This is a genomic window from Blautia schinkii (genome assembly GCF_013304825.1).
GTDB lineage: Bacteria > Bacillota > Clostridia > Lachnospirales > Lachnospiraceae > Blautia_A > Blautia_A schinkii_B.
This window is the reverse complement of the sequence record NZ_JAAWUO010000020.1, coordinates 1-18,820: the sequence shown is the minus strand read 5'-3', so window position 1 is coordinate 18,820 and position 18,820 is coordinate 1. Positions and strand designations below refer to the sequence as shown.

The 18,820-nt window shown below is 42.7% G+C and carries 19 protein-coding genes, 2 riboswitches and 1 other annotated feature; of the genes, 6 read left to right on the top strand and 13 right to left on the bottom strand.

The annotated features are described in order from the left end of the window. Positions 1 to 36: 36 nt before the first annotated feature. From tyrS to HFM85_RS16450, 6 genes are all read right to left on the bottom strand, one after another. Positions 37 to 1,263, bottom strand: coding sequence for a tyrosine--tRNA ligase (tyrS, locus tag HFM85_RS13955; RefSeq protein ID WP_173738906.1), 1,227 nt, complete (start codon positions 1,261 to 1,263; stop codon positions 37 to 39). A 103-nt stretch (positions 1,264 to 1,366) separates the two neighbouring features. Continuing rightward, positions 1,367 to 1,669: a binding site (T-box leader), on the bottom strand. A gap of 121 nt (positions 1,670 to 1,790) precedes the next feature. Beyond that, positions 1,791 to 2,267 carry a ribonuclease HI gene (rnhA, locus tag HFM85_RS13950; RefSeq protein ID WP_173738905.1) on the bottom strand — a complete coding sequence of 159 codons (477 nt, stop codon included), beginning with the start codon at positions 2,265 to 2,267 and terminating at the stop codon, positions 1,791 to 1,793. A 114-nt stretch (positions 2,268 to 2,381) separates the two neighbouring features. Next, the gene (locus HFM85_RS13945; RefSeq protein ID WP_173738904.1) at positions 2,382 to 4,106 is read right to left on the bottom strand and encodes a MutS-related protein; all 1,725 of its coding nucleotides are present in this window, start codon (positions 4,104 to 4,106) and stop codon (positions 2,382 to 2,384) included. Positions 4,107 to 4,170: 64 nt separating this feature from the next. Continuing rightward, positions 4,171 to 5,526, bottom strand: coding sequence for a cell wall hydrolase (locus tag HFM85_RS13940; RefSeq protein WP_173738903.1), 1,356 nt, complete (start codon positions 5,524 to 5,526; stop codon positions 4,171 to 4,173). A gap of 187 nt (positions 5,527 to 5,713) precedes the next feature. Next, a complete protein-coding gene (locus HFM85_RS16800) occupies positions 5,714 to 6,025 on the bottom strand; it encodes a hypothetical protein (protein ID WP_173738902.1) in 312 nt (103 codons plus the stop codon). Between the two features lie 12 nt (positions 6,026 to 6,037). After that, entirely contained in the window at positions 6,038 to 6,172 is a 135-nt protein-coding gene (locus tag HFM85_RS16450) for a hypothetical protein (protein WP_264292029.1), read from the bottom strand. A 108-nt stretch (positions 6,173 to 6,280) separates the two neighbouring features. Here HFM85_RS16450 and HFM85_RS13930 point away from each other — a divergent pair, with 108 nt between their 5' ends. The 6 genes from HFM85_RS13930 (at position 6,281) to folK (ending at position 10,054) form a co-directional block, all read left to right on the top strand. Next, the gene (locus tag HFM85_RS13930; RefSeq protein WP_173738901.1) at positions 6,281 to 6,637 is read left to right on the top strand and encodes a hypothetical protein; all 357 of its coding nucleotides are present in this window, start codon (positions 6,281 to 6,283) and stop codon (positions 6,635 to 6,637) included. Continuing rightward, on the top strand, positions 6,634 to 6,909 hold the full coding sequence (locus tag HFM85_RS13925) for a hypothetical protein (RefSeq protein ID WP_119240017.1): 276 nt from the start codon (positions 6,634 to 6,636) through the stop codon (positions 6,907 to 6,909). Before HFM85_RS13930 ends, HFM85_RS13925 begins: the two co-directional genes overlap by 4 nt. A gap of 219 nt (positions 6,910 to 7,128) precedes the next feature. After that, positions 7,129 to 7,225, top strand: a riboswitch (THF riboswitch). A 146-nt stretch (positions 7,226 to 7,371) separates the two neighbouring features. After that, positions 7,372 to 7,929, top strand: coding sequence for a GTP cyclohydrolase I FolE (gene folE / locus HFM85_RS13920; protein WP_119240016.1), 558 nt, complete (start codon positions 7,372 to 7,374; stop codon positions 7,927 to 7,929). Positions 7,930 to 7,934: 5 nt separating this feature from the next. Beyond that, the gene (locus HFM85_RS13915; RefSeq protein ID WP_330594916.1) at positions 7,935 to 8,405 is read left to right on the top strand and encodes an HD domain-containing protein; all 471 of its coding nucleotides are present in this window, start codon (positions 7,935 to 7,937) and stop codon (positions 8,403 to 8,405) included. A gap of 11 nt (positions 8,406 to 8,416) precedes the next feature. Then, positions 8,417 to 9,223: a dihydropteroate synthase gene (gene folP / locus HFM85_RS13910; RefSeq protein WP_173738899.1), complete on the top strand. Its 807-nt coding sequence runs from the start codon at positions 8,417 to 8,419 to the stop codon at positions 9,221 to 9,223. A gap of 9 nt (positions 9,224 to 9,232) precedes the next feature. Next, complete coding sequence (gene folK / locus HFM85_RS13905) at positions 9,233 to 10,054, top strand: 2-amino-4-hydroxy-6-hydroxymethyldihydropteridine diphosphokinase (RefSeq protein WP_173738898.1); 822 nt, start codon at positions 9,233 to 9,235, stop codon at positions 10,052 to 10,054. Positions 10,055 to 10,170: 116 nt separating this feature from the next. Here the strand turns inward: folK and putP are convergent, their stop codons facing one another. The 7 genes from putP to nikB all read right to left on the bottom strand — a co-directional run bounded on the left by putP (position 10,171) and on the right by nikB (position 18,367). Continuing rightward, entirely contained in the window at positions 10,171 to 11,703 is a 1,533-nt protein-coding gene (gene putP, locus HFM85_RS13900) for a sodium/proline symporter PutP (protein ID WP_173738897.1), read from the bottom strand. A 233-nt stretch (positions 11,704 to 11,936) separates the two neighbouring features. Then, a complete protein-coding gene (locus tag HFM85_RS13895; RefSeq protein WP_173738896.1) occupies positions 11,937 to 13,184 on the bottom strand; it encodes a type 1 periplasmic-binding domain-containing protein in 1,248 nt (415 codons plus the stop codon). An 18-nt stretch (positions 13,185 to 13,202) separates the two neighbouring features. Further along, entirely contained in the window at positions 13,203 to 14,168 is a 966-nt protein-coding gene (locus HFM85_RS13890) for an oligopeptide/dipeptide ABC transporter ATP-binding protein (RefSeq protein WP_173738895.1), read from the bottom strand. Next, a complete protein-coding gene (locus HFM85_RS13885) occupies positions 14,161 to 14,946 on the bottom strand; it encodes an ABC transporter ATP-binding protein (RefSeq protein ID WP_173738894.1) in 786 nt (261 codons plus the stop codon). The genes HFM85_RS13890 and HFM85_RS13885 overlap by 8 nt, the downstream gene beginning before the upstream one ends. Positions 14,947 to 14,960: 14 nt before the next feature. Further along, positions 14,961 to 16,529 (bottom strand): ABC transporter substrate-binding protein, encoded by a 1,569-nt coding sequence (locus tag HFM85_RS13880; protein ID WP_173738893.1) that lies wholly within the window; start codon positions 16,527 to 16,529, stop codon positions 14,961 to 14,963. A 71-nt stretch (positions 16,530 to 16,600) separates the two neighbouring features. Further along, positions 16,601 to 17,428 carry a nickel transporter permease gene (nikC, locus tag HFM85_RS13875; RefSeq protein WP_173738892.1) on the bottom strand — a complete coding sequence of 276 codons (828 nt, stop codon included), beginning with the start codon at positions 17,426 to 17,428 and terminating at the stop codon, positions 16,601 to 16,603. Further along, complete coding sequence (gene nikB, locus HFM85_RS13870) at positions 17,429 to 18,367, bottom strand: nickel ABC transporter permease (RefSeq protein ID WP_173738891.1); 939 nt, start codon at positions 18,365 to 18,367, stop codon at positions 17,429 to 17,431. 196 nt (positions 18,368 to 18,563) lie between these two features. Further along, positions 18,564 to 18,739: riboswitch (cobalamin riboswitch) on the bottom strand. Positions 18,740 to 18,820 lie beyond the last annotated feature (81 nt).

Here is an 18,820-nt window from a genome sequence, read left to right as displayed (position 1 = left end):
GAAATCTGCATTCGGAAATGCTGCATATACGGGAAATTATTTTACACAGATTTTTTTGAATTTCTTTTTGCCTCGCTTGAGAACGATTCCTTCTCCTGCAAAAGCATCTTTTTCAACAGTGTGATAGATATCTGTAATCTTCTCACCGTCGATGGAGACACCACCCTGCTGAATCGCACGACGACCCTCGGAACGGCTTGGTACCAGCTCTGCTTTTACAAGAAGTGTGATCAGGTCGATTTTTCCTTTCTCATCAAAATCCTCCTCTGCAAGCTCGGTTGTCGGCATATGAGAAGTATCCGCACCTGAAAACAGTGCGCGTGCACCTTCCTGTGCTTTCTTGGCCTCTTCCTCACCGTGTACAAGCTCTGTCAGCTGGTATGCAAGAATCTCTTTTGCTTTGTTCAGCTCGCTTCCTTCCCATTTGGCCATCTCATCGATTTCTTCAAGTGGAAGGAATGTAAGAAGACGCATACATTTGATAACATCTGCATCGTCTACATTTCTCCAGTACTGGTAGAAATCAAACGGAGATGTCTTGTTCGGATCAAGCCATACAGCTCCGGACTGTGTCTTGCCCATCTTCTTGCCCTCAGAGTTGAGAAGCAGTGTGATAGTCATAGCATAAGCATCTTTGCCAAGCTTACGGCGGATCAGCTCTGTTCCGCCAAGCATATTGCTCCACTGGTCATCACCGCCGAACTGCATATTGCAGCCGTATTTCTGGTACAGCATGTAAAAATCGTAGCTCTGCATGATCATGTAGTTGAATTCCAAGAAGCTTAAGCCTCGCTCCATACGCTGTTTGTAACACTCTGCTGTCAGCATACGGTTTACGGAAAAGTGAGCACCTACCTCGCGGAGAAGCTCTACATAATTAAGATTCATAAGCCAGTCAGCATTGTTTACCATAAGAGCTTTTCCATCGGAGAAATCGATGAAACGGCTCATCTGCTGTTTAAAGCAGTCAATATTGTGCTGGATGGTCTCTTTTGTCAGCATCTGACGCATATCGGTTCTTCCGGACGGATCACCGATCATTCCTGTTCCACCGCCAAGAAGGGCGATCGGACGGTTGCCTGCCATCTGCAGTCTCTTCATCAGGCAAAGAGCCATGAAGTGACCTACATGAAGGCTGTCTGCTGTCGGGTCAAAGCCGATATAGAATGTGGCTTTCCCGTTATTTACCATCTCTTTAATCTCATCTTCGTCTGTAACCTGCGCGATCAGGCCACGTGCTTTCAGTTCATCCCAAACTGTCATTGTTCTTTCCTCCTGTATAGCTTTTATGTTTACGCTTTTTTGTTACATAAAGTTTATAATTTACAGTATTAGCGTAAAAAATAAAAATGCCCGGTTCCTGTCCGTTTAGGACGAGAACCGGGTCCCGCGTTACCACCTAAATTTACAGAAAACTCGCATTTCCTGCCTCATAAAGTGAATTTATATCCTTTATGTCAATATATAACAAGATATAAAATCACTTCAGCACAATAACGGGTGCTATCCGTCGCAGCCTATCTGTAAAATCTATATTTCACAGTATTAAATCATGATTCGGTGCGCAGCTCCGGGATGTATTCACGAAAGTTCCACCCTGCGCCTCTCACCTGCCGGCTGCTCTCTGTGGGGTTTTCCCTGGGTTACTTCTTCCCTTCCTCGCCTTTTACTATACTATATGAAGTATACAAACTGCTTTTTTGTTTGTCAAGAAATTTTAATATTGCTTTGACAACTTAAAGCAGCAGAATATAGTTGCTTATTTTACAGAAAACGGCCATTTAAAATTATTATTTCAGGCCTTCATCTACGTAAAGTTCATTGCCATCTGCTGCCGATGTTGCAAGTTGATCGCACCGTTCATTTAACGGATTATCTGCATGTCCTTTAACCCAGTGGAAGTTTACCTGATGCTGTTCTTTGGCCTTTAAAAGGCGTTTCCAGAGATCTACATTCTTTACATCTTCATTCTTTCCGCGTTTCCAGTTCTTCCTGAGCCAGGAATCGATCCAGTGCTGGTTAAAAGCATCTACCAGATATTTGGAATCAGAATAGAGATCCACCTGGCAGGGACGTGTAAGAGCTTCCAGTGCCACAATGGCTGCCATCAGTTCCATTCGATTGTTCGTAGTTTTCCGATACCCTCTTGATAATTCTCTTTCGTGAAGCTGTCCTTTGGTGTCAATATACTGAAGAACTGCTCCATAGCCGCCTGGTCCGTCAGGATTTCCACGGGCTGCACCGTCTGTATAGATTTTCACCTGCATATAATCTACTCCTTGAATCTAAATTGAATATAAAGCAGACATTTTCATTCCACTTTAATATATATTCTATTTTTATTAATTTACAGTATTGATTTCTATCCGATTATACCTGTCCTATCTCTTCTGTGCAAGAATTTTTTTCCAGACACCTGTGTGCTCAAATTCTACTGCTGCGTTTCCGGCATCCTTCACAAGTTCAGGATCGTATCCCAGCATATCCAGAAGACGAATTGCATTCCTTGTTGTGGCTCTTCCCCGCTGAAGCAGATAATTAAACACTATCTCCCTGTCTTTGACTTCTTCTTTGAAATGATAATTTCTATAAATACCATCCAGAATATAGGAAAGCTCAATATCATGGGTCGCCGCAAAAGGCAGCATCCAGTTTCCGCGAAGTACATTAAGAATCTGAGAAGAAGCTGCAATACGTTCAATTGTATTCGTTCCTCTTAACACTTCATCAATCACACAGAGAAGAGGCTCTTTTTTACGGCTTTCATCCAGAATCCGTTTCAGGGAGCGAATCTCTACGATAAAATAACTCTCACCACTGCTGATATCATCTCTTAGTGCCATGGAAGTCATGACCTTGAGAAATGGCATATGGCAGGATGATGCTGTACAGGTGTGGATCGTCTGTGCCAGAATGCCGTTGATAGCCACATTTTTAAGAAAAGTGGACTTGCCGGAGGCATTGGAACCAGTGATCAGCGTTCCTCCCTCTGCTGTAATGCTGTTGGCCACCGGATTAGAGATCAGCGGATGATAGAGAGCTTCTGTTTCCAGGCGTACTGGTTGATGATCCTCTTCTTTCCAGAGTATAAACTCCGGGTTACACCACTCAGGCAGTATCCGACGGAAAGAAGCAATGGAGATCAGTGCGTCCAGCTCTCCGATATTGTCGATCAGGTTCATGATCTGTCCTGTTTTATCCTGAACTTCTTTCAGCACGGAATTATACATTAAAATATCAACATGAAAAACCATCCGCACATAACTCATAAAAATCTGAAACGGATCTCCGGAGTCTGCATTTTTACTGGTAAGCATAACAGCTTTTTTCCGAAAACGGCCGAATTCTTTTTTCCCTTCTCTGATAGCATCCATCTGTTTTTTGACTTCCGGCCAGTCCACAGTCTGCATATCGTCTGCTGCTCCCAGCATTTTCAGAAGATGATTAAAACAGTCCAGATAGGCTTCCATGACCTTCTGACCGATACTTGCATAATAAATGACAATATTTGCGATCATCAGACAGATAAATACAAGAAAACCTGCCATCGGATACATCGGAAGCAAAATAAAAAGACTTGAAAGAAGTGCTGCAAGCATGACAATATGGATTTTAAGATCAATAACCGGAGCATCTTTTAATGCCAGAACTGTATCTGACAGGGAACCGATCCTAGTTTTTCCGACAGAAGCTAACATCAGCTGGAGTTCTGTGCGTTCCTGCTCATGAGTATCGAAAAATCTTATCTCTTTTTCCCGTTCTTCCAGTATTTTTTTATCAAAAGCAGGTCTTCGGAGCATATCATAAAGAACATCTTCACCAGGCGAAGAAACTGTCTGATTCATCTGCATGAAAACACGGTCCATATCCAGATCGTTCCATGTAATATCATCAATACAAAAACCGGCACTTTCTTTTCTGCGGAAATAGTGAGAAATCCGTTCCAGATCATCCGGAGAATATTCCCGTTCAGGAACCTTGCCAAATATCCTGCGAATACGGTTCCGCTGTATTTTTTTCCATTTATGGTTATTCCATGCTATTAAAACGACAAACAGCAGAACAATGCCTGCTGCCCATATGATCACCTGGAAATAAGGATTCATATATGCCCTCCTGTTATGAAGTATGAAAAAATCCCCTGCCTGACACCAGACAGGGAACTGTTTCTTATACCCAGTCTACAAAAAACGTATGATCTTTGTAGACTTCATATTTAACTTTACTAAAATTCAACGGCTGTTTTTTGAAAGCACTGTTCATCATAAAATACATATATTTGAAATCTTTCTGTTTAAATCCTTTTAATGTTCTGGCTTTCCCGTTTTTAACATAATTATTAAAAATAGTCATAGCCTCTCTGGCAGCCTGATATGCAAGAGTACGATTCTCGAAATTGCCATTCAGTCGTTTCAAAAGAGCACCGTCACGGACTACGGAATACTGAGCTGTTGTGCTGCTTCCAATATTTTCGTAGATCACACCACGTATCGTTGATGGAAATTCTTTATCTGTCTTGATCGTACGGTTCAGAACGCAGAGCGCTACCGCTTCCATTCCGATCTTTCCCTGATCCCCCGCCTCGGACTCGCAGAGTGCAGCAAGAAGTTCCTCATCTGTTGTCTTGCCATTGGCAATTCCCGGATGACTCTTATACTCTTTGACCATGGTATAATATCTGGAATTTTTAGTATCGTAAACCTTTACATTTCCATTGCTCAGATTCTTATCCGGATGGGAAGAACTTCCACTATTATTGTCATTTATCTTAACTGAGGCCACTCCGGTTGAAGAAATCGTATAAGTAACTCCGCTAACTGTTACCGTTGTGCTGACGGCCATGGAACCATCTGATTTGAAATAATATTTTTTTCCGCTGATGGTCTTTAAACCGGTAACCATATAACCTGTGTTTTTCTCAAAATAATACTTCTTTTTACTGATAGTCTTCCAACCTGTAGCCATATAGCCAGTATCTGGTTCAAAATAATAATTAATATTCTTGCTGGTATTCTTCAGCCATTTCGTTGCCATTATTCCGGAACCTTTATAAAAATAGCGCCGATGACCTTTGCTGTCTTTCATCCAGCCAGTAACCATAACACCTTCACCGCTCGTAAAATAATATCTATAACCTTTACTGTCCTTCATCCAGCCTCTGGTCAGCTTACCAGTAGCCGGATCAAAGTAGCGTTTATGTTTTTTTGAATCAGTCAGCCATCCTGTTACCATTACGCCTTTTTTACTGGTAAAATAATATGTTTTTTTACCGTTCACATTGAGCCATCCCTTGACCTGGACACCTGTTTTTTTATTGAAATAATATTTATATTTTCCGAGAGTAAGCCAGCCTTTCTGTTTGCTTCCATTACTTTTTATGTAGTAGGTCTTTCCGTTAATGGTTTTAAATCCGGCAGTTGCTGCCTGTACTTCTGTAGCCGAATGCGAAAGGAAAGTACATCCCATCAGAAGCAGCGCGGCCATCATCAGGCCTTTGAACCAGTTCTTTTTTCTGAAACTCTTCATAATTTTCCCCATTCTTTCTGAACCGACGAGAGTATATCGGATCTGTTTCTAAAAATTACAAAATTGTTACATTAGGTTTATTATATCGTAATGAATAAACACTGTCAACTTTTTTGTAACCTGGGACAGACTCCCCTCATATGATGAAGTGTAATCAAATTTTTCGGAGGACTTATCAATGAGTGACTTAGCGGCTACAAACTGTAATGACTGTGGATGCGGCTGTGATTCCGGATGTGGCAATAACTGTGGATGCAACAATGGCTGTGGGTGCAACAATGGCTGTGGATGCAACAATGGATGGGGAACTTCCCTGTTTGGCAGTGGAAACAGCTGCTCCTGCATTCTCTGGATCATCTGCCTGCTTTGCTGCTGCGGAAATAATAATAGCTGCGGATGCAATAACAACAGCTGTAATGATAGCTGCTGGATCATTATCCTTCTTCTGCTGTGTTGCGGAAATAACGGATGTGGATGCTGCTGATTTCTTTTCTCCCAAAAGGGGCAGAGGTTATTTCCTCTGCCCTTTCTGGTCTTGTTTTTTGGCCTCTTCCTGCTCCTTTTTCTTATCTTCCAGACATTTCAGATCTATCTCATAAAAAGCATTTCCATCGATCACAAGCTTCTGCTTTTTTTCAGTTCCCATATCTGTTTCCCTTATTAAAAATTTCTTCTATATATATTATGGCAGTTTTCGTGTTTCTGTCATATTTCTGTTTCAGAAATCATAGATTTCAGGAAAAAGGACTTTTTTATGGAACAGGATTTCATTGCCAGAACTGCCCTGGACGAAATGGTGGAAAGTGACCGAAATCAGATGCTGAAAGCTATGATCCCCTATCTTCCGCCATCAGGTCAGCGGTTTCTGTCCATGTATGCCAAAACCCAGGAGCTTATTAATACTATGACTTTGTTTCAGAATCGCAGTTATTATCCGGATATGCAGGCAGCCAGTGTCTCCGTAAACGATCCTATGGAAATGCTGCAGGATATACGAAAGTGCTGCGGAAGCCAAAACCGCAGACAGATTGATCAGATCACCAATCTTATGGCAACCATACAGATGATGAAGATCATGAATGAAAATCCACCAGGAGGTGATAATCCATGAGTGACGACTGGAAAAAAGACCCCCGCCTTTCCCAGATGGATCCACAAAAACTCTCCATGCTTCAGAATCTGGCGGATCAGGGATTGGGGAAAAATCCTTCAGAACTGCTACCTTTTATTATGGAAGCTGCTTCCAGGGGAAAAAATGCCGGATTGAATTTCAGCTCCCATGAAATTTCCACGATCATAGAAGTGATCAAAATGGGAAAGAATCCGGCAGATGCAGCCAGGCTCGACCGAATCGTAAATCTGATGAAAATGATACAACATTAGTTCTTCTGACCCGGAACAGAACTTTAACTGTTCCGGGAATTATCTGCCTTTTACTTTTTCTTTCTTTTGTACCTGGTACAGTCTGTAAAAATCGGCCAAATCTATAGATAATACTACATAATTCATAGAACATATCCACCATTTTTGTGATATTTTTTTATCATTTTCCCTTTCTTATTGTATTAGTATATGGTATACTTGTCCCTGAAATGAATGATATGCAAAATAGGACTTTATGCGTCAAGTGTTTGGCGAATGGGGAGTTGTCGCCAGAACGAAAAGTACGTCTTACGGTATGAAGTTCGCACCCGTTGCAGCAATATAAGAGAGTATCTCATATTGTGTAGGGCTTTTTTCGACATACGTTCTATTACAATTGGAGATATCTTTTTTTATGCCCAAAAATAAAAAAGACAGTCTCCGAAAGCTGTGATTTTTTTAACAAAATGGAGGTTGTTATTTATGGTAGACAAAGCGAAAGTTGAAGAGGCGATCAAGCTTCTTCTTGAAGGAATCGGCGAAGATGTTGACAGAGAGGGTCTTCAGGGAACACCTGAGCGTATTGCCCGTATGTGTGAAGAAATTTACGGCGGACTTGACAACGAGGCAGACGAATATCTTCAGAAGCAGTTCCATGTAGAAAATAATGAGATGGTTTTGGAAAAAGATATCACTTTTTATTCCATGTGCGAGCATCATCTGATGCCATTTTATGGAAAAGCCCATATTGCCTATATTCCAAACGGCAAAGTTACCGGTTTAAGCAAACTGGCCCGTACAGTAGATGTTTACGCAAGAAGGCCTCAGATCCAGGAGCGTCTTACTGTTCAGATTGCAGATGCATTGGAGAGAGTTCTTGATCCAAAAGGAATTATGGTTATGCTGGAAGCAGAACACACCTGCATGACTATGCGTGGAATCAAAAAACCGGGAAGCAAAACCGTCACAACTGTTACAAGAGGCGAATTTAAAGAAAATATGGAACTTCAGAAACAGTTCCTTGCAATGGTAAAAGACTGATGGACATGGTGAACCAGATCTGGAACCATCCTCTCTATCAGAAAGAGCTCGGGAAACTTCAGATCCTGGAGAAGCACCGAAAGTTCTGCAGACATACACCGGAACATTTTCTGGATGTTGCCAGACTTGCTTACATAGAGGCTCTTGAACAAGCTTATCCTGTCTCAAAGGAAATGATCTACTGCACTGCTCTTCTGCATGATATCGGACGTGCCAGACAGTACGAAGATGGTACGCCGCATGATGAGGCCGGAGCTCTGATCGCAGAACAGATCCTTAACGAACTTGGATTTTACAGGGACGAGATCATGGCTATCGTTTCTGCCATCCGCGGACACCGTGCCCAGAGTGACCAGTCCATACTTGGAAAACTGATCTACACTGCAGACAAGAAATCCAGAAACTGTTTCTCCTGCAAAGCAGAACCGGAATGCTACTGGTCTCCGCAGAAAAAAAATATGACGATCCAATATTAGGAGGTTTTTCCATGAAAATCGGAAATCGTGAATTTGATGTAAAAAATAAAACATATATTATGGGTATTTTGAATGTCACACCGGACTCTTTCTCAGACGGTGGAAAATGGAACGACATGGACAATGCCCTGAGACATACCGAAAGCATGATTGCTGACGGCGCTGATATCCTGGATATCGGCGGTGAATCTACCCGTCCTGGTCACACGCCGGTTGGTGCACAGGAAGAAATCGAGCGCATTCTGCCTGTTATTGAAGCTGTAAAAAAACGTTTTGACATTCCTATCTCTGTAGATACATACAAAGGCAGTGTTGCTGAGGAATCCCTGAAAAACGGCGCTGATCTGATCAACGATATCTGGGGACTGAAATATGATCCTGAGATGGCTCCTGTTATTGCAAAATACAATGCTCCATGCTGTCTGATGCATAATAAAGCTAATACAGAATACAATAATTTCATTGTAGACATGCTTGCTGAGACACAGGAATGCGTCAATATCGCCAAACGTGCCGGCATTGCAGATGATAAGATCATTCTCGATCCTGGCGTTGGATTCGGAAAAAACTATGAGATGAATCTTATGACTATGGATAACCTTGAGCTCTTCCAGAAGCTTGGATATCCTGTTCTTCTCGGTACTTCCAGAAAATCCATGATCGGACTTACCCTTGATCTTCCGGTTGACCAGCGTGTTGAGGGAACTCTTGCGACAACAGTAATCGGCATCATGAAAGGTTGTGCTTTTGTCCGTGTTCATGATATCAAAGAAAATAAACGTGTGATCCAAATGACTGAAGCTATTCTTGGGCGCTAGGAGGAACTGATGGATAAAATCGAAATCAGAGATCTTGAGATTTTTGCAAACCATGGTGTATTTCCGGAAGAAACTGCTCTTGGACAGAAATTTGTAGTTTCTGCAATTATGTATACAGAAACACGCCCGGCAGGGCTTACCGACGATCTCTCTGCTTCTATTAATTATGGAGAAGTCAGTCATATGATCACGGATTTTCTTCAGAAGAACACTTATAAACTGCTGGAAGCTGCTGTGGAAAATCTGGCTGAGATGTTACTGCTCTCTCTTCCGCTTCTTAAAAAGATTACTCTTCGCATAGAGAAACCGTGGGCTCCTGTAAGCCTTCCTCTGAAAACAGTTGCTGTGGAGATCACCCGTGGATGGCATACTGCTTTTATTGCATTTGGTTCTAATATGGGTGACAAGAAAAAGTATCTGGATGATGCGATCCAGGGGCTTCGCGATATGAAGGAAATTGTTGTTGAGAAGGTTTCCGGGTATCTTGTAACGGAACCTTATGGTGGTGTGGAACAGGATGAATTCCTCAACGGTGTTTTGAGAGTCCGTACACTTCTTTCTCCGGAAGATCTTCTTGACAGACTGCATATCCTCGAACAGGCTGCTGACCGAAAGAGGATCGTTCACTGGGGACCGCGGACACTGGATCTTGATATTTTGTTTTATGATAACGAGATCATTGATACAGAAGAATTGCATGTTCCGCATATTGATATGGAAAACCGTGATTTTGTACTGAAGCCTATGGTGGAGATCGCACCGTATTTTCGGCATCCGGTGCTGAACCAGACTATGAGTCAGCTTTTAAAAAAGCTCGATGAGAAAAATTGATAAATTAAATGAACATAAAGCCCGATACAGATGCAAATCAGGACATCTGTATCGGGCTTTTATTGTTTGGTGTTGCTGTTTTGAATGTATTAAATTTGATAAAATGGAAGAGGCTTTTATTTCTGGTTTACCTTGTCAAATTCATCAGTGATCTCTTTGGATGGAGCTTTGGTAAGCAGACTTACTATGATATTTGCAGCAATGGCTACTATAAAAGCCGGAAGAAGTTCATAGATTCCCCAGGCGCCCCCCAGTTTGCTGATTCCGTACTTCCAGATGAATACCATGGAGCCACCGCAGATCATTCCTGCCAGGGCTCCATGCCAGTTAGAACGTCTCCAGAATAGTGCCAGAAGTACCACGGGGCCAAATACAGCTCCGAAGCCTGCCCAGGCAAAGGATACGATGGTGAACACGGAACTGTTCGGATCACGGGCAATAAACATGGCAACTACTGCAATCAGAAGAAGAGTGATCTTATCGGCTACCATGCTTTCTTTTTTGGTTTCTTTATCCTTCAGGATGCTTCCGAGAAGATCGGAAGAAACTGCTGAGGATGCTGCCAGGAGCTGAGAATCTGCAGTTGACATGGTGGACGCAAGGATTCCTGCAAGGATAAGTCCTGCAAGAATTGCTGCAATTACGCCATGTTTACTGAGAAGATCTGCAATCCGAACGATAATTGTCTCAGATGCTGAGCCTTCCAGAAGGTCAAACTCTCCTGCTGCTGTCATTCCAAGTCCCACCACACCGATCAGTACTGCTACTGCCAGTGAGATCACTACCCATGTAGTTGCCACTCTTCTGGAAAGTGTAAGTTTCTCTTCATCTTCAATCGCCATGAAACGAAGAAGAATATGCGGCATTCCGAAATATCCAAGTCCCCATGCAAGCATGGAAATAATATTAAGCAGTGGATATGCCTGTTCTGTTCCGGTTGTCGGATCATATGTAGTAAACATAGTCAGATATCCAGGCAGGGATCTTGCATGGTCTGCAACTGCATCAATACCCCCTGCTGTACTGATCCCAAATACAAATACGATCACAAGTGCGATGGACATGATGATACTCTGGATAAAATCTGTGGTAGAAGCTGCCAGGAATCCTCCCAGTGTGGTATATCCAACGATGACCAGTGCACTGATGATCATGGCCGGCAGATATTTTACACCGAAGAGACTTGCAAAAAGCTTACCACAGGCTGCAAATCCTGAGGCCGTGTACGGGATAAAAAAGATCACGATAAAAATCGCTCCGATAGACTGCAGGATCTTTTTTTCATCTCTGTAGCGGTTACTGAAAAAGGATGGTAATGTGATGGAATTTCCTGCTACATGTGTGTAGCGGCGAATTTTTTTTGCTACAATCCTCCAGTTTACGTAAGTTCCAATTGCAAGACCAATGGCTGTCCAGCCAGCATCTGCAATACCGGTAAGATAAGCAAGTCCCGGCAGACCCATCAGAAGCCAGCTGCTCATGTCAGAAGCCTCTGCACTCATGGCTGTTACAAGCGGACCAAGCTTTCTTCCTCCAAGATAGAAATCAGAGCTGTCATTATTGTTCCTGGAACACAGATAACCTACAAAGAGCATTGCACCCAGGTAGACGATAATGGCTGCCATTATACAAATATGTGCTGTTGTCATTGTTTCTCTCCCTTCCTTTCCGTTATGGAAAGGCGTATTAATTCACCATTTGAGAGTTTTATCTCCTTTTTCCATACCGGATATTTACATATTTATAGATTTTATTATATTAACTTAAGAAAGTAAAGAGTATTTTTGGATTTTTTCACATATTTTTTGTATAAAATTGTATTAATAACAAGAAAAAGGGCTGAACCCCATGTAACGGTACAGCTCTTTTTCAATATATGTGTTTAGTTTTCTTCGATACGCTTCTGTACATCTTCCACTGTATACGCCTCTGTCAGAGCTTTCAGATCATCAGGTGTGGTATCTGTATTGTAAGCCTTGATTACTTTCATCAGATCTGCACAGCTGTATGCATTTTCGTAAATGTCCTGTGTATATCCGTAAAGCTCATTGAAAGAATCTTTATCCGAAGCACTCCAGAACCCCTGGTACAGACGCACTGTATTAGAATCTGCATCATCGGTATTTGCTTCCGGATAACCGGCCATTGCATTGTACAGAATTGCAAAGGCAGGACCACCCATGGATGCATATATACCTGCAATGTAATCAATTTTAGGATTTCCAAAGGAATCCTCTGTGTTGATCTCATCATGGTTTTCCTGGGAGAAGCAGTCAACTGCTCCGATCTTGACATTGGATCCCTGCTCCTCTTCTTTTGCTGTAATAATCTTCATGATCTCATCTACATTGAAGGTACAAAGAACAGCATCATAATTTGCGTCTACAAAAGCATGTTTCAGATTATTGATTCCCTTCGGGGCTGTCATATAGCCAGGACAGATGGTAATGCTGATATCATCCTTTCCTGTATCTACAACAGTTGTTTCCTCAGATACTGCAAGTTTCTCTACATCTTCGGAATAGGTCAGGCCTTCTTTCTCAACAAGACCTTCCAGAACACCGATGGTTCTCTGAAGATGCATATAGTTTCCAGCGGAAGAACCACCTGTCAGTACAATATAATTGCTTGTATCTGAATCTGCAAAATAATCAGCCATATTATAGCCGGCTTCATAGTCTGCCTTTGCATCCGGTCCTACGCTTCCAAGAAAATACTGGCTGCTTTTTATCTTGTCATAATCTTCATCACTGATGTTTCCGGAACCAAGAACATAATACATTTCTTCCTCATCGCAGGTTTCTACGATCTTCTGGATATCCTGTCCATAAAAAGAAATGATCCCGCTCACACCCTGCTGCTTCATTGCGCGGATGAAATCGCACTCATCCTCTGCAGAACTGATATTTCCTGAAAAATAAAACTTAACCGGAAATCCCTGTTGGATGTATTCTCTGTAATAGTTCATGAACATGTTCATTTCCGGGCTGTCCTGATTATATACTACAACACCTATTGTATATTGGATATCTTCATCTTCGCCAGCAGCAGAAACTTTTTTTCCGCCAACTGCAAAAACAGCAAGCAGCAACAGCAGAAAGCCCAATATTTTAAAGTTTTTAAATATCATACTGTTTTTTGCCTTTCTTTATTTCTCAGTTACATAATGGCAGGCAACTTCATGTCCTGCTTCCACTTCTGTAAGTACAGGCCGTGTTGTTTTACATTTTTCCATACAATGTTCGCAACGGTTCTGAAATGGGCAGCCATGAGGAACATCCAGAGGGCTTGGCGCCTCACTCTCAATGCTCTCGATTTTTTTGTCCTGATCCATATGAATGGAAAACTGTGCTCTCAGAAGTGCCTGTGTGTAAGGATGAAGAGATTTTTCTGCAACATCTTCTCCTGGAATTACCTCTACAATATTACCAAGATACATAACTGCGATCTGATGGGCAAAAGAACGGATCAGTGCCAGATCATGACAGATAAACAGCATGCTGATATTCTTCTCTTTCTGAAGACGTACGAGAAGGCGGATGACTGATTCCTGCACGGAAACATCAAGTGCTGAGGTAGCTTCATCACATACCAGGATCTCAGGTTCAAGAGAAAGTGCACGCGCAATGCTGATACGCTGTCTCTGACCACCACTCATGTTATGAGGATATCGATCCACGAAATCTCCGGGAAGCTCTACCATCTCCAGAAGTTCTCTGGCTTTGGATTCTTTTTCGCTTCTTTTCAGTTTTCCGTAATTGATCAGTGGCTCTGTGAGAATATCCACGATCTTCATTTTCGGGTCAAAGGACGCCAGCGGATCCTGGAATACCATCTGCATATTCTGACGGTTCAGCCATGTTTCTTTTTTGGAGAGATTGGAAAGATTTTTCCCATGGTAGAGGATTTCTCCGTTCGTCGGTTTGTCAAGAGAAATGACTATGCGGACAAAGGTTGATTTACCGCAGCCGCTCTCTCCTACAATTCCCAGCGTCTTTCCTTTATAAACATTTAAATTGACATCATTGCAGGCTGTTAAAGTTCTGCCGCCGGAAGCCGGGAACTGTTTTACGATATGTTTCGCACTGAGTACGATATCTGATTCATTAAACATAACGCTGTCCCTCCATTTCCGGCACTGCAGCCAGCAGTTTCTTTGTATAATCACTTGTCGGGTTATTCATGACTTCATCACGGGTTCCCTGATCCACAACTTTTCCGTTCTGCATCACAACCAGCTGATCTGCCATATAAGCTGCAACACCGATATTGTGGGTAACAATAATGATACCTGTACCGAAATCATCACGGAGCTCCATCATCTGACGCACGATCTGCGCCTGTGTGGTAACATCCAGTGCACTGGTAGGCTCATCTGCCAGAAGAAGTTCCGGGTTAAAAGTCATTGCCATAGCAATACCAACTCGCTGGCGCATACCGCCGGAAAGCTGGTGAGGATAGCTTTTCATAATATTTTCCGCGTCAGGAAGACGCATTTTCTGAAGCATGGAGCATCCTTTTTTCCATGCCTCTGCTTTGGATACATCAGTATGTGTGCAAATATACTCCACGTACTGACTTCCGATCTTACGGATCGGGTTCAGGGTTCCCCCACAGTCCTGAAAGATCATGGAAATTCGGGTGCCTCTTAATTTTCTCCATTCATCCTTTGTATTGGAAAGCAGAGATTTTCCGTTGAATTGGATATCACCGGCACTTACCCGGCCGCCCCCGGCAAGTGCGCCGAGAACTGCACGGATAACTGTCGTTTTTCCACTTCCACTCTCTCCTACCACACTGATGATCTCACCTTTCTTCATGGAAAGGTTGAAATGCTCTATAGTAGATGCCTGCTTTCCGTACTGAACGGAAAGATCCTTGATTTCAAGCATAGGTAAACGCTCCTTTACTCGGCAAGAGTGATATCCTTTGTCAGCCAGTAGTAATCCATCGGATACATCTTAACTCCTGTTACCTTCTTGTTGGAGAAAAGATAGGTTGTTTCGTAACCAAAGAATACAGTTGCAGCATCATCCATGATATCCTGCTGAATATCAATGATGAGATCTTTTCTCTTGTCCTCATCAAATGTCTGAGCAAGCTCATCAAGAAGCTTATCAACATCCGGGTTATTATATCCTGCTGTATTGTTTGCAGAGGAGCTGTACCAGTTCTCTCTTAAGTAGTTCTCAGGATCTCCTGTGTTTGCCACCAGCACGTTCCAGATCAGAAGATCATACTGACCGGAATCTCTCATGTCAAGAAGTGTCTCATAACTTACAGTATTCAGATTTACATTGATACCAATCTCTTTCAGGCTGGCCTGTGCTGCCTGTGCGTATACACCAAGCTCGGCACGGCTTGTGTAGATAACAAAATCAAGAACAAGCGGATCTCCGTCAGGAGTCTCTACAAATCCATCACCATCAACATCTTTATATCCGGCTTCATCAAGAATCTTTTTTGCGCCATCCGGATCATAAGCATTCTCGTCCTTCAGGTCATCGAATCCAAAGTCAAGTGTCGGAGGAACCGGTGCTTTACCAGCTGTTGCTCCACCCTCAAGAAGAGTATTACAGTATGTTTCCTTGTCAAGACCACGAAGAAGCGCCTGGCGAAGAGCCTTATCACTGAGTGCATGATCCTCATTCTGGTTCATGAATGCATAGGTGGAACGAAGAGACTGAAGCTCCTGGATATCGTAGTTGTCATTTCCCTCAAACTCAACCAGATTCTCAGTTTTCAGGTTATAAGCGATATCGATCTCACCTGTCTGAAGAGCCATGGAACGTGTTGTCTGGTCATCAACACATTTCAGTGTAACTTTATCAAGAGGAACTTCTCCATCCCAGTAGTTCTCATTCTTTACTACGACACAGGAGTCTGTCGGGCTGAAGGACTCTACTGCGTAAGGTCCTGTACAGATCGGTCCTTCCATTGCGAATGTGGAATCATCTACGTTAGTATCTACAATAAGGAAGAGTGGGTCTGCAAGGCATCCTGCCATGTTTGCGTTAGCTCTGTTCAGATGGAAGATCAGGTTCTGTCCGTCAACCTCAATGCTGTCAAGATCAAAGAACTCCGGAACACGGTCACTTTTTTCAACAGTACGCTCGATGGAAGCTTTTACCATCTCCGGTGTCATGTCGTCTCCGTTGGAAAATTTTACGCCTTCACGGATCTTGAATGTCCATGTTTTACCATCTTCGCTGTTCTCCCACTCTTCTGCAAGACATGGAACAATTTCACCGTTCTCATTGAATTTTGTGAGGCACTCACCGATCGCGTAACGGGATACTACCCAGCTGAAATACTGCTCTGTCGGCTCAAGTGTATCTGCAAAGCTTGTTACTCCGATGGTGATCTCTTTGTCACTGTTTTTGTCACCTTTGGCCTGAGCAACTGTTGTCATGGAAAAAGTCATCATACACGCAAGTGTAGCAGCCAGCACTTTTTTTACTACGTTATTTCTCATTTCATCCTCCTAAAGATAAATAATACTTATTAATTGGTGTTGGTTTGTTACAGAAACTGTTTTAAAATTTTTTAATCCTGGCGCGGATCAAGCACGTCACGGATGCTGTCTCCAAGCATATTGAAAACAACAACGCAGATCACAATAGCAATACCAGGATAGATCATAAGCCATGGCGCTTTTGCCATGTAGGTCCTTCCTTCATTAAGCATAAGTCCCCACTCCGGTGTCGGCGCAGTCGCACCAAATCCCAGGAAAGAAAGAGACGCCAGCTCAAGCATCATGGTTCCGATATCTGCTGCCGCAGTTACCACCATCTGTGTTACCATGTTTGGAAGAACGTGCACAAGAAGAATTTTCCATGTTTTTGTTCCGTTTACCACTGCTGCCTCTATATAAAGACTCTTCTTGACTTTTAAAACCATACTTCTTGCAAGACGGGCATATTTCGTCCAGCTCACAGCCGCGATGGAGATAACGGCATTAACAAGGTTTGGTCCCAGCATACCGGCAATTGCAATAGCCAGTACAAGACCCGGGAAGGAGATCATCATATCTGCAATACGCATAATAACCGCATCAACAATACCGCCAAAATATCCGGCGATAACTCCTAAAAATGTACCAATCACAAAGATCACAGCAACCAGACATAAGGTCATGATCAGAGAAGTTCTTGTTCCGAAGATAACACGGGAAAGAAGATCTCGTCCAAGCTTATCCGTTCCAAACGGATGAGCAGAGCTTGGCTCCTGCAGTGATTCGGTCATAACTGCATCCAGTGGATCATATGGTGAAAGCTGCGGTGCAAAGATAGCAACACCGATCACCAAAAGACCCAGAATAAAGAAAAGAGTGAATTGTTTATTTTCTTTGAATGTTCGTAATACCTTTTTCAATTATCTATCCTCCTTAAGTCTTGGATCAAGATAAGTATAGGACAGATCCACAAGCAGGTTGATGCACATATAAAGGATAGCGATCCAGAGTACATAGCCCTGTACAAGAGGATAGTCACGACAGGAAATTGCTTTTACCGCCATATTTCCCATTCCCGGCCAGTTGTAAATGATCTCTACAACTGCGGTACCTCCAAGGAGACTTCCCAGAGAAAGACCCAGCAGTGTTACCAGCGGAAGCATTACATTAGGAAGAACATGCTTCCAGAGGATCGCACTTTCTTTAATTCCTCGCATTCTTGCACCGGTTACATAATCCTGATGAAGCTCCTCCAGTACTGCACTTCTTACCTGTCTGGTATATTTCGCCGACATGGCAAGTGCAAGGGTCAGAGCCGGAAGAACCATGGCTTTAAAATCAGTACTTCCTCCTGCCACATTGATCCAGCGAAGCTGAACTCCAAAGATACTGAGAAGTATAAGTCCCAGCCAGAAGCTTGGAACAGATACTCCCACGAAAGTAATGCCCCTCACAAAATAATCCGGAAATCGGTTCTGATATACAGCTGCCAGAATTCCCAAAGGTATGGAAATAATGACCATCATCAGAAGTGCCAATAGCGACATTTTAAGTGTAGGCCAGAAACAGGATACCAGTTTGTCTGTTACCGGCATTTTGAAAGAATAGGACTGTCCCATATCTCCTGTAACAACACCCTTCAGCCAGGAACCGTACTGTACAAGAAATGGCTGGTCAAGACCAAGCTCATGTCTTGTCTGTTCCAGAAGCTCCGGTGTAGGAAGATTACCACACTCTGTCAGCATGATCTCCGCAGGATCACCAGGTGACAGGTAGGTCAGTCCAAATGTGAAAAAGCTGATTCCAAATAATACAATTATAATCTGGAGAAATCTTTTTCCAACTTGTTTCTTTGTCACGTTTTACTCCTTTCCTCCTTTGATGCGATTTTAATTCAGTCATCTTTAACTGACTTATCGTAAAATAGTCAGATTATATAGCAACAGGGATTCTATTAGGCAGAAATACATAAGATTTTTAGAAAAATGCACAAAAAAATGCCCGCGACGAAATACCGGGCACAAAAAAGCATGTTTCCTATCTTCCGTAAGAATCATTCCTGGACAATTGCAAGCAGGTCTCCTGACTTAGGCTCCTCACCCTCAGACGCCTTCCCGGTCTCTCCCAGTGGCATTATATCTGAGGATTCCCCATTACAGTGACGGGATCGTACCGGAATTCCACCGGTTTCCCTATTAATCCATGCTGGAACTTGCAATGACTGATATAAAAATCAGCAAAAACTATTAAATTACGAAACTATAAATGAGCAAATTTGAAAAAATGCACAAAATTATCCTGCTAATTTCATA

Coding starts and splice junctions, on each gene's coding strand:
- folE (WP_119240016.1), top strand. CDS start 7,372: ATGGTAGACAAAGCGAAAGTTGAAGAGGCGATCAAGCTTCTTCTTGAA.
- HFM85_RS16450 (WP_264292029.1), bottom strand. CDS start 6,172: ATGGGAACTGAAAAAAAGCAGAAGCTTGTGATCGATGGAAATGCTTTT.
- folP (WP_173738899.1), top strand. CDS start 8,417: ATGAAAATCGGAAATCGTGAATTTGATGTAAAAAATAAAACATATATT.
- folK (WP_173738898.1), top strand. CDS start 9,233: ATGGATAAAATCGAAATCAGAGATCTTGAGATTTTTGCAAACCATGGT.
- HFM85_RS13925 (WP_119240017.1), top strand. CDS start 6,634: ATGAGTGACGACTGGAAAAAAGACCCCCGCCTTTCCCAGATGGATCCA.
- HFM85_RS13915 (WP_330594916.1), top strand. CDS start 7,935: ATGGTGAACCAGATCTGGAACCATCCTCTCTATCAGAAAGAGCTCGGG.
- HFM85_RS13940 (WP_173738903.1), bottom strand. CDS start 5,526: ATGAAGAGTTTCAGAAAAAAGAACTGGTTCAAAGGCCTGATGATGGCC.
- HFM85_RS13880 (WP_173738893.1), bottom strand. CDS start 16,529: ATGAGAAATAACGTAGTAAAAAAAGTGCTGGCTGCTACACTTGCGTGT.
- HFM85_RS13885 (WP_173738894.1), bottom strand. CDS start 14,946: ATGCTTGAAATCAAGGATCTTTCCGTTCAGTACGGAAAGCAGGCATCT.
- putP (WP_173738897.1), bottom strand. CDS start 11,703: ATGACAACAGCACATATTTGTATAATGGCAGCCATTATCGTCTACCTG.
- HFM85_RS13930 (WP_173738901.1), top strand. CDS start 6,281: ATGGAACAGGATTTCATTGCCAGAACTGCCCTGGACGAAATGGTGGAA.
- HFM85_RS13945 (WP_173738904.1), bottom strand. CDS start 4,106: ATGAATCCTTATTTCCAGGTGATCATATGGGCAGCAGGCATTGTTCTG.
- HFM85_RS13895 (WP_173738896.1), bottom strand. CDS start 13,184: ATGATATTTAAAAACTTTAAAATATTGGGCTTTCTGCTGTTGCTGCTT.
- HFM85_RS13890 (WP_173738895.1), bottom strand. CDS start 14,168: ATGTTTAATGAATCAGATATCGTACTCAGTGCGAAACATATCGTAAAA.
- tyrS (WP_173738906.1), bottom strand. CDS start 1,263: ATGACAGTTTGGGATGAACTGAAAGCACGTGGCCTGATCGCGCAGGTT.
- rnhA (WP_173738905.1), bottom strand. CDS start 2,267: ATGCAGGTGAAAATCTATACAGACGGTGCAGCCCGTGGAAATCCTGAC.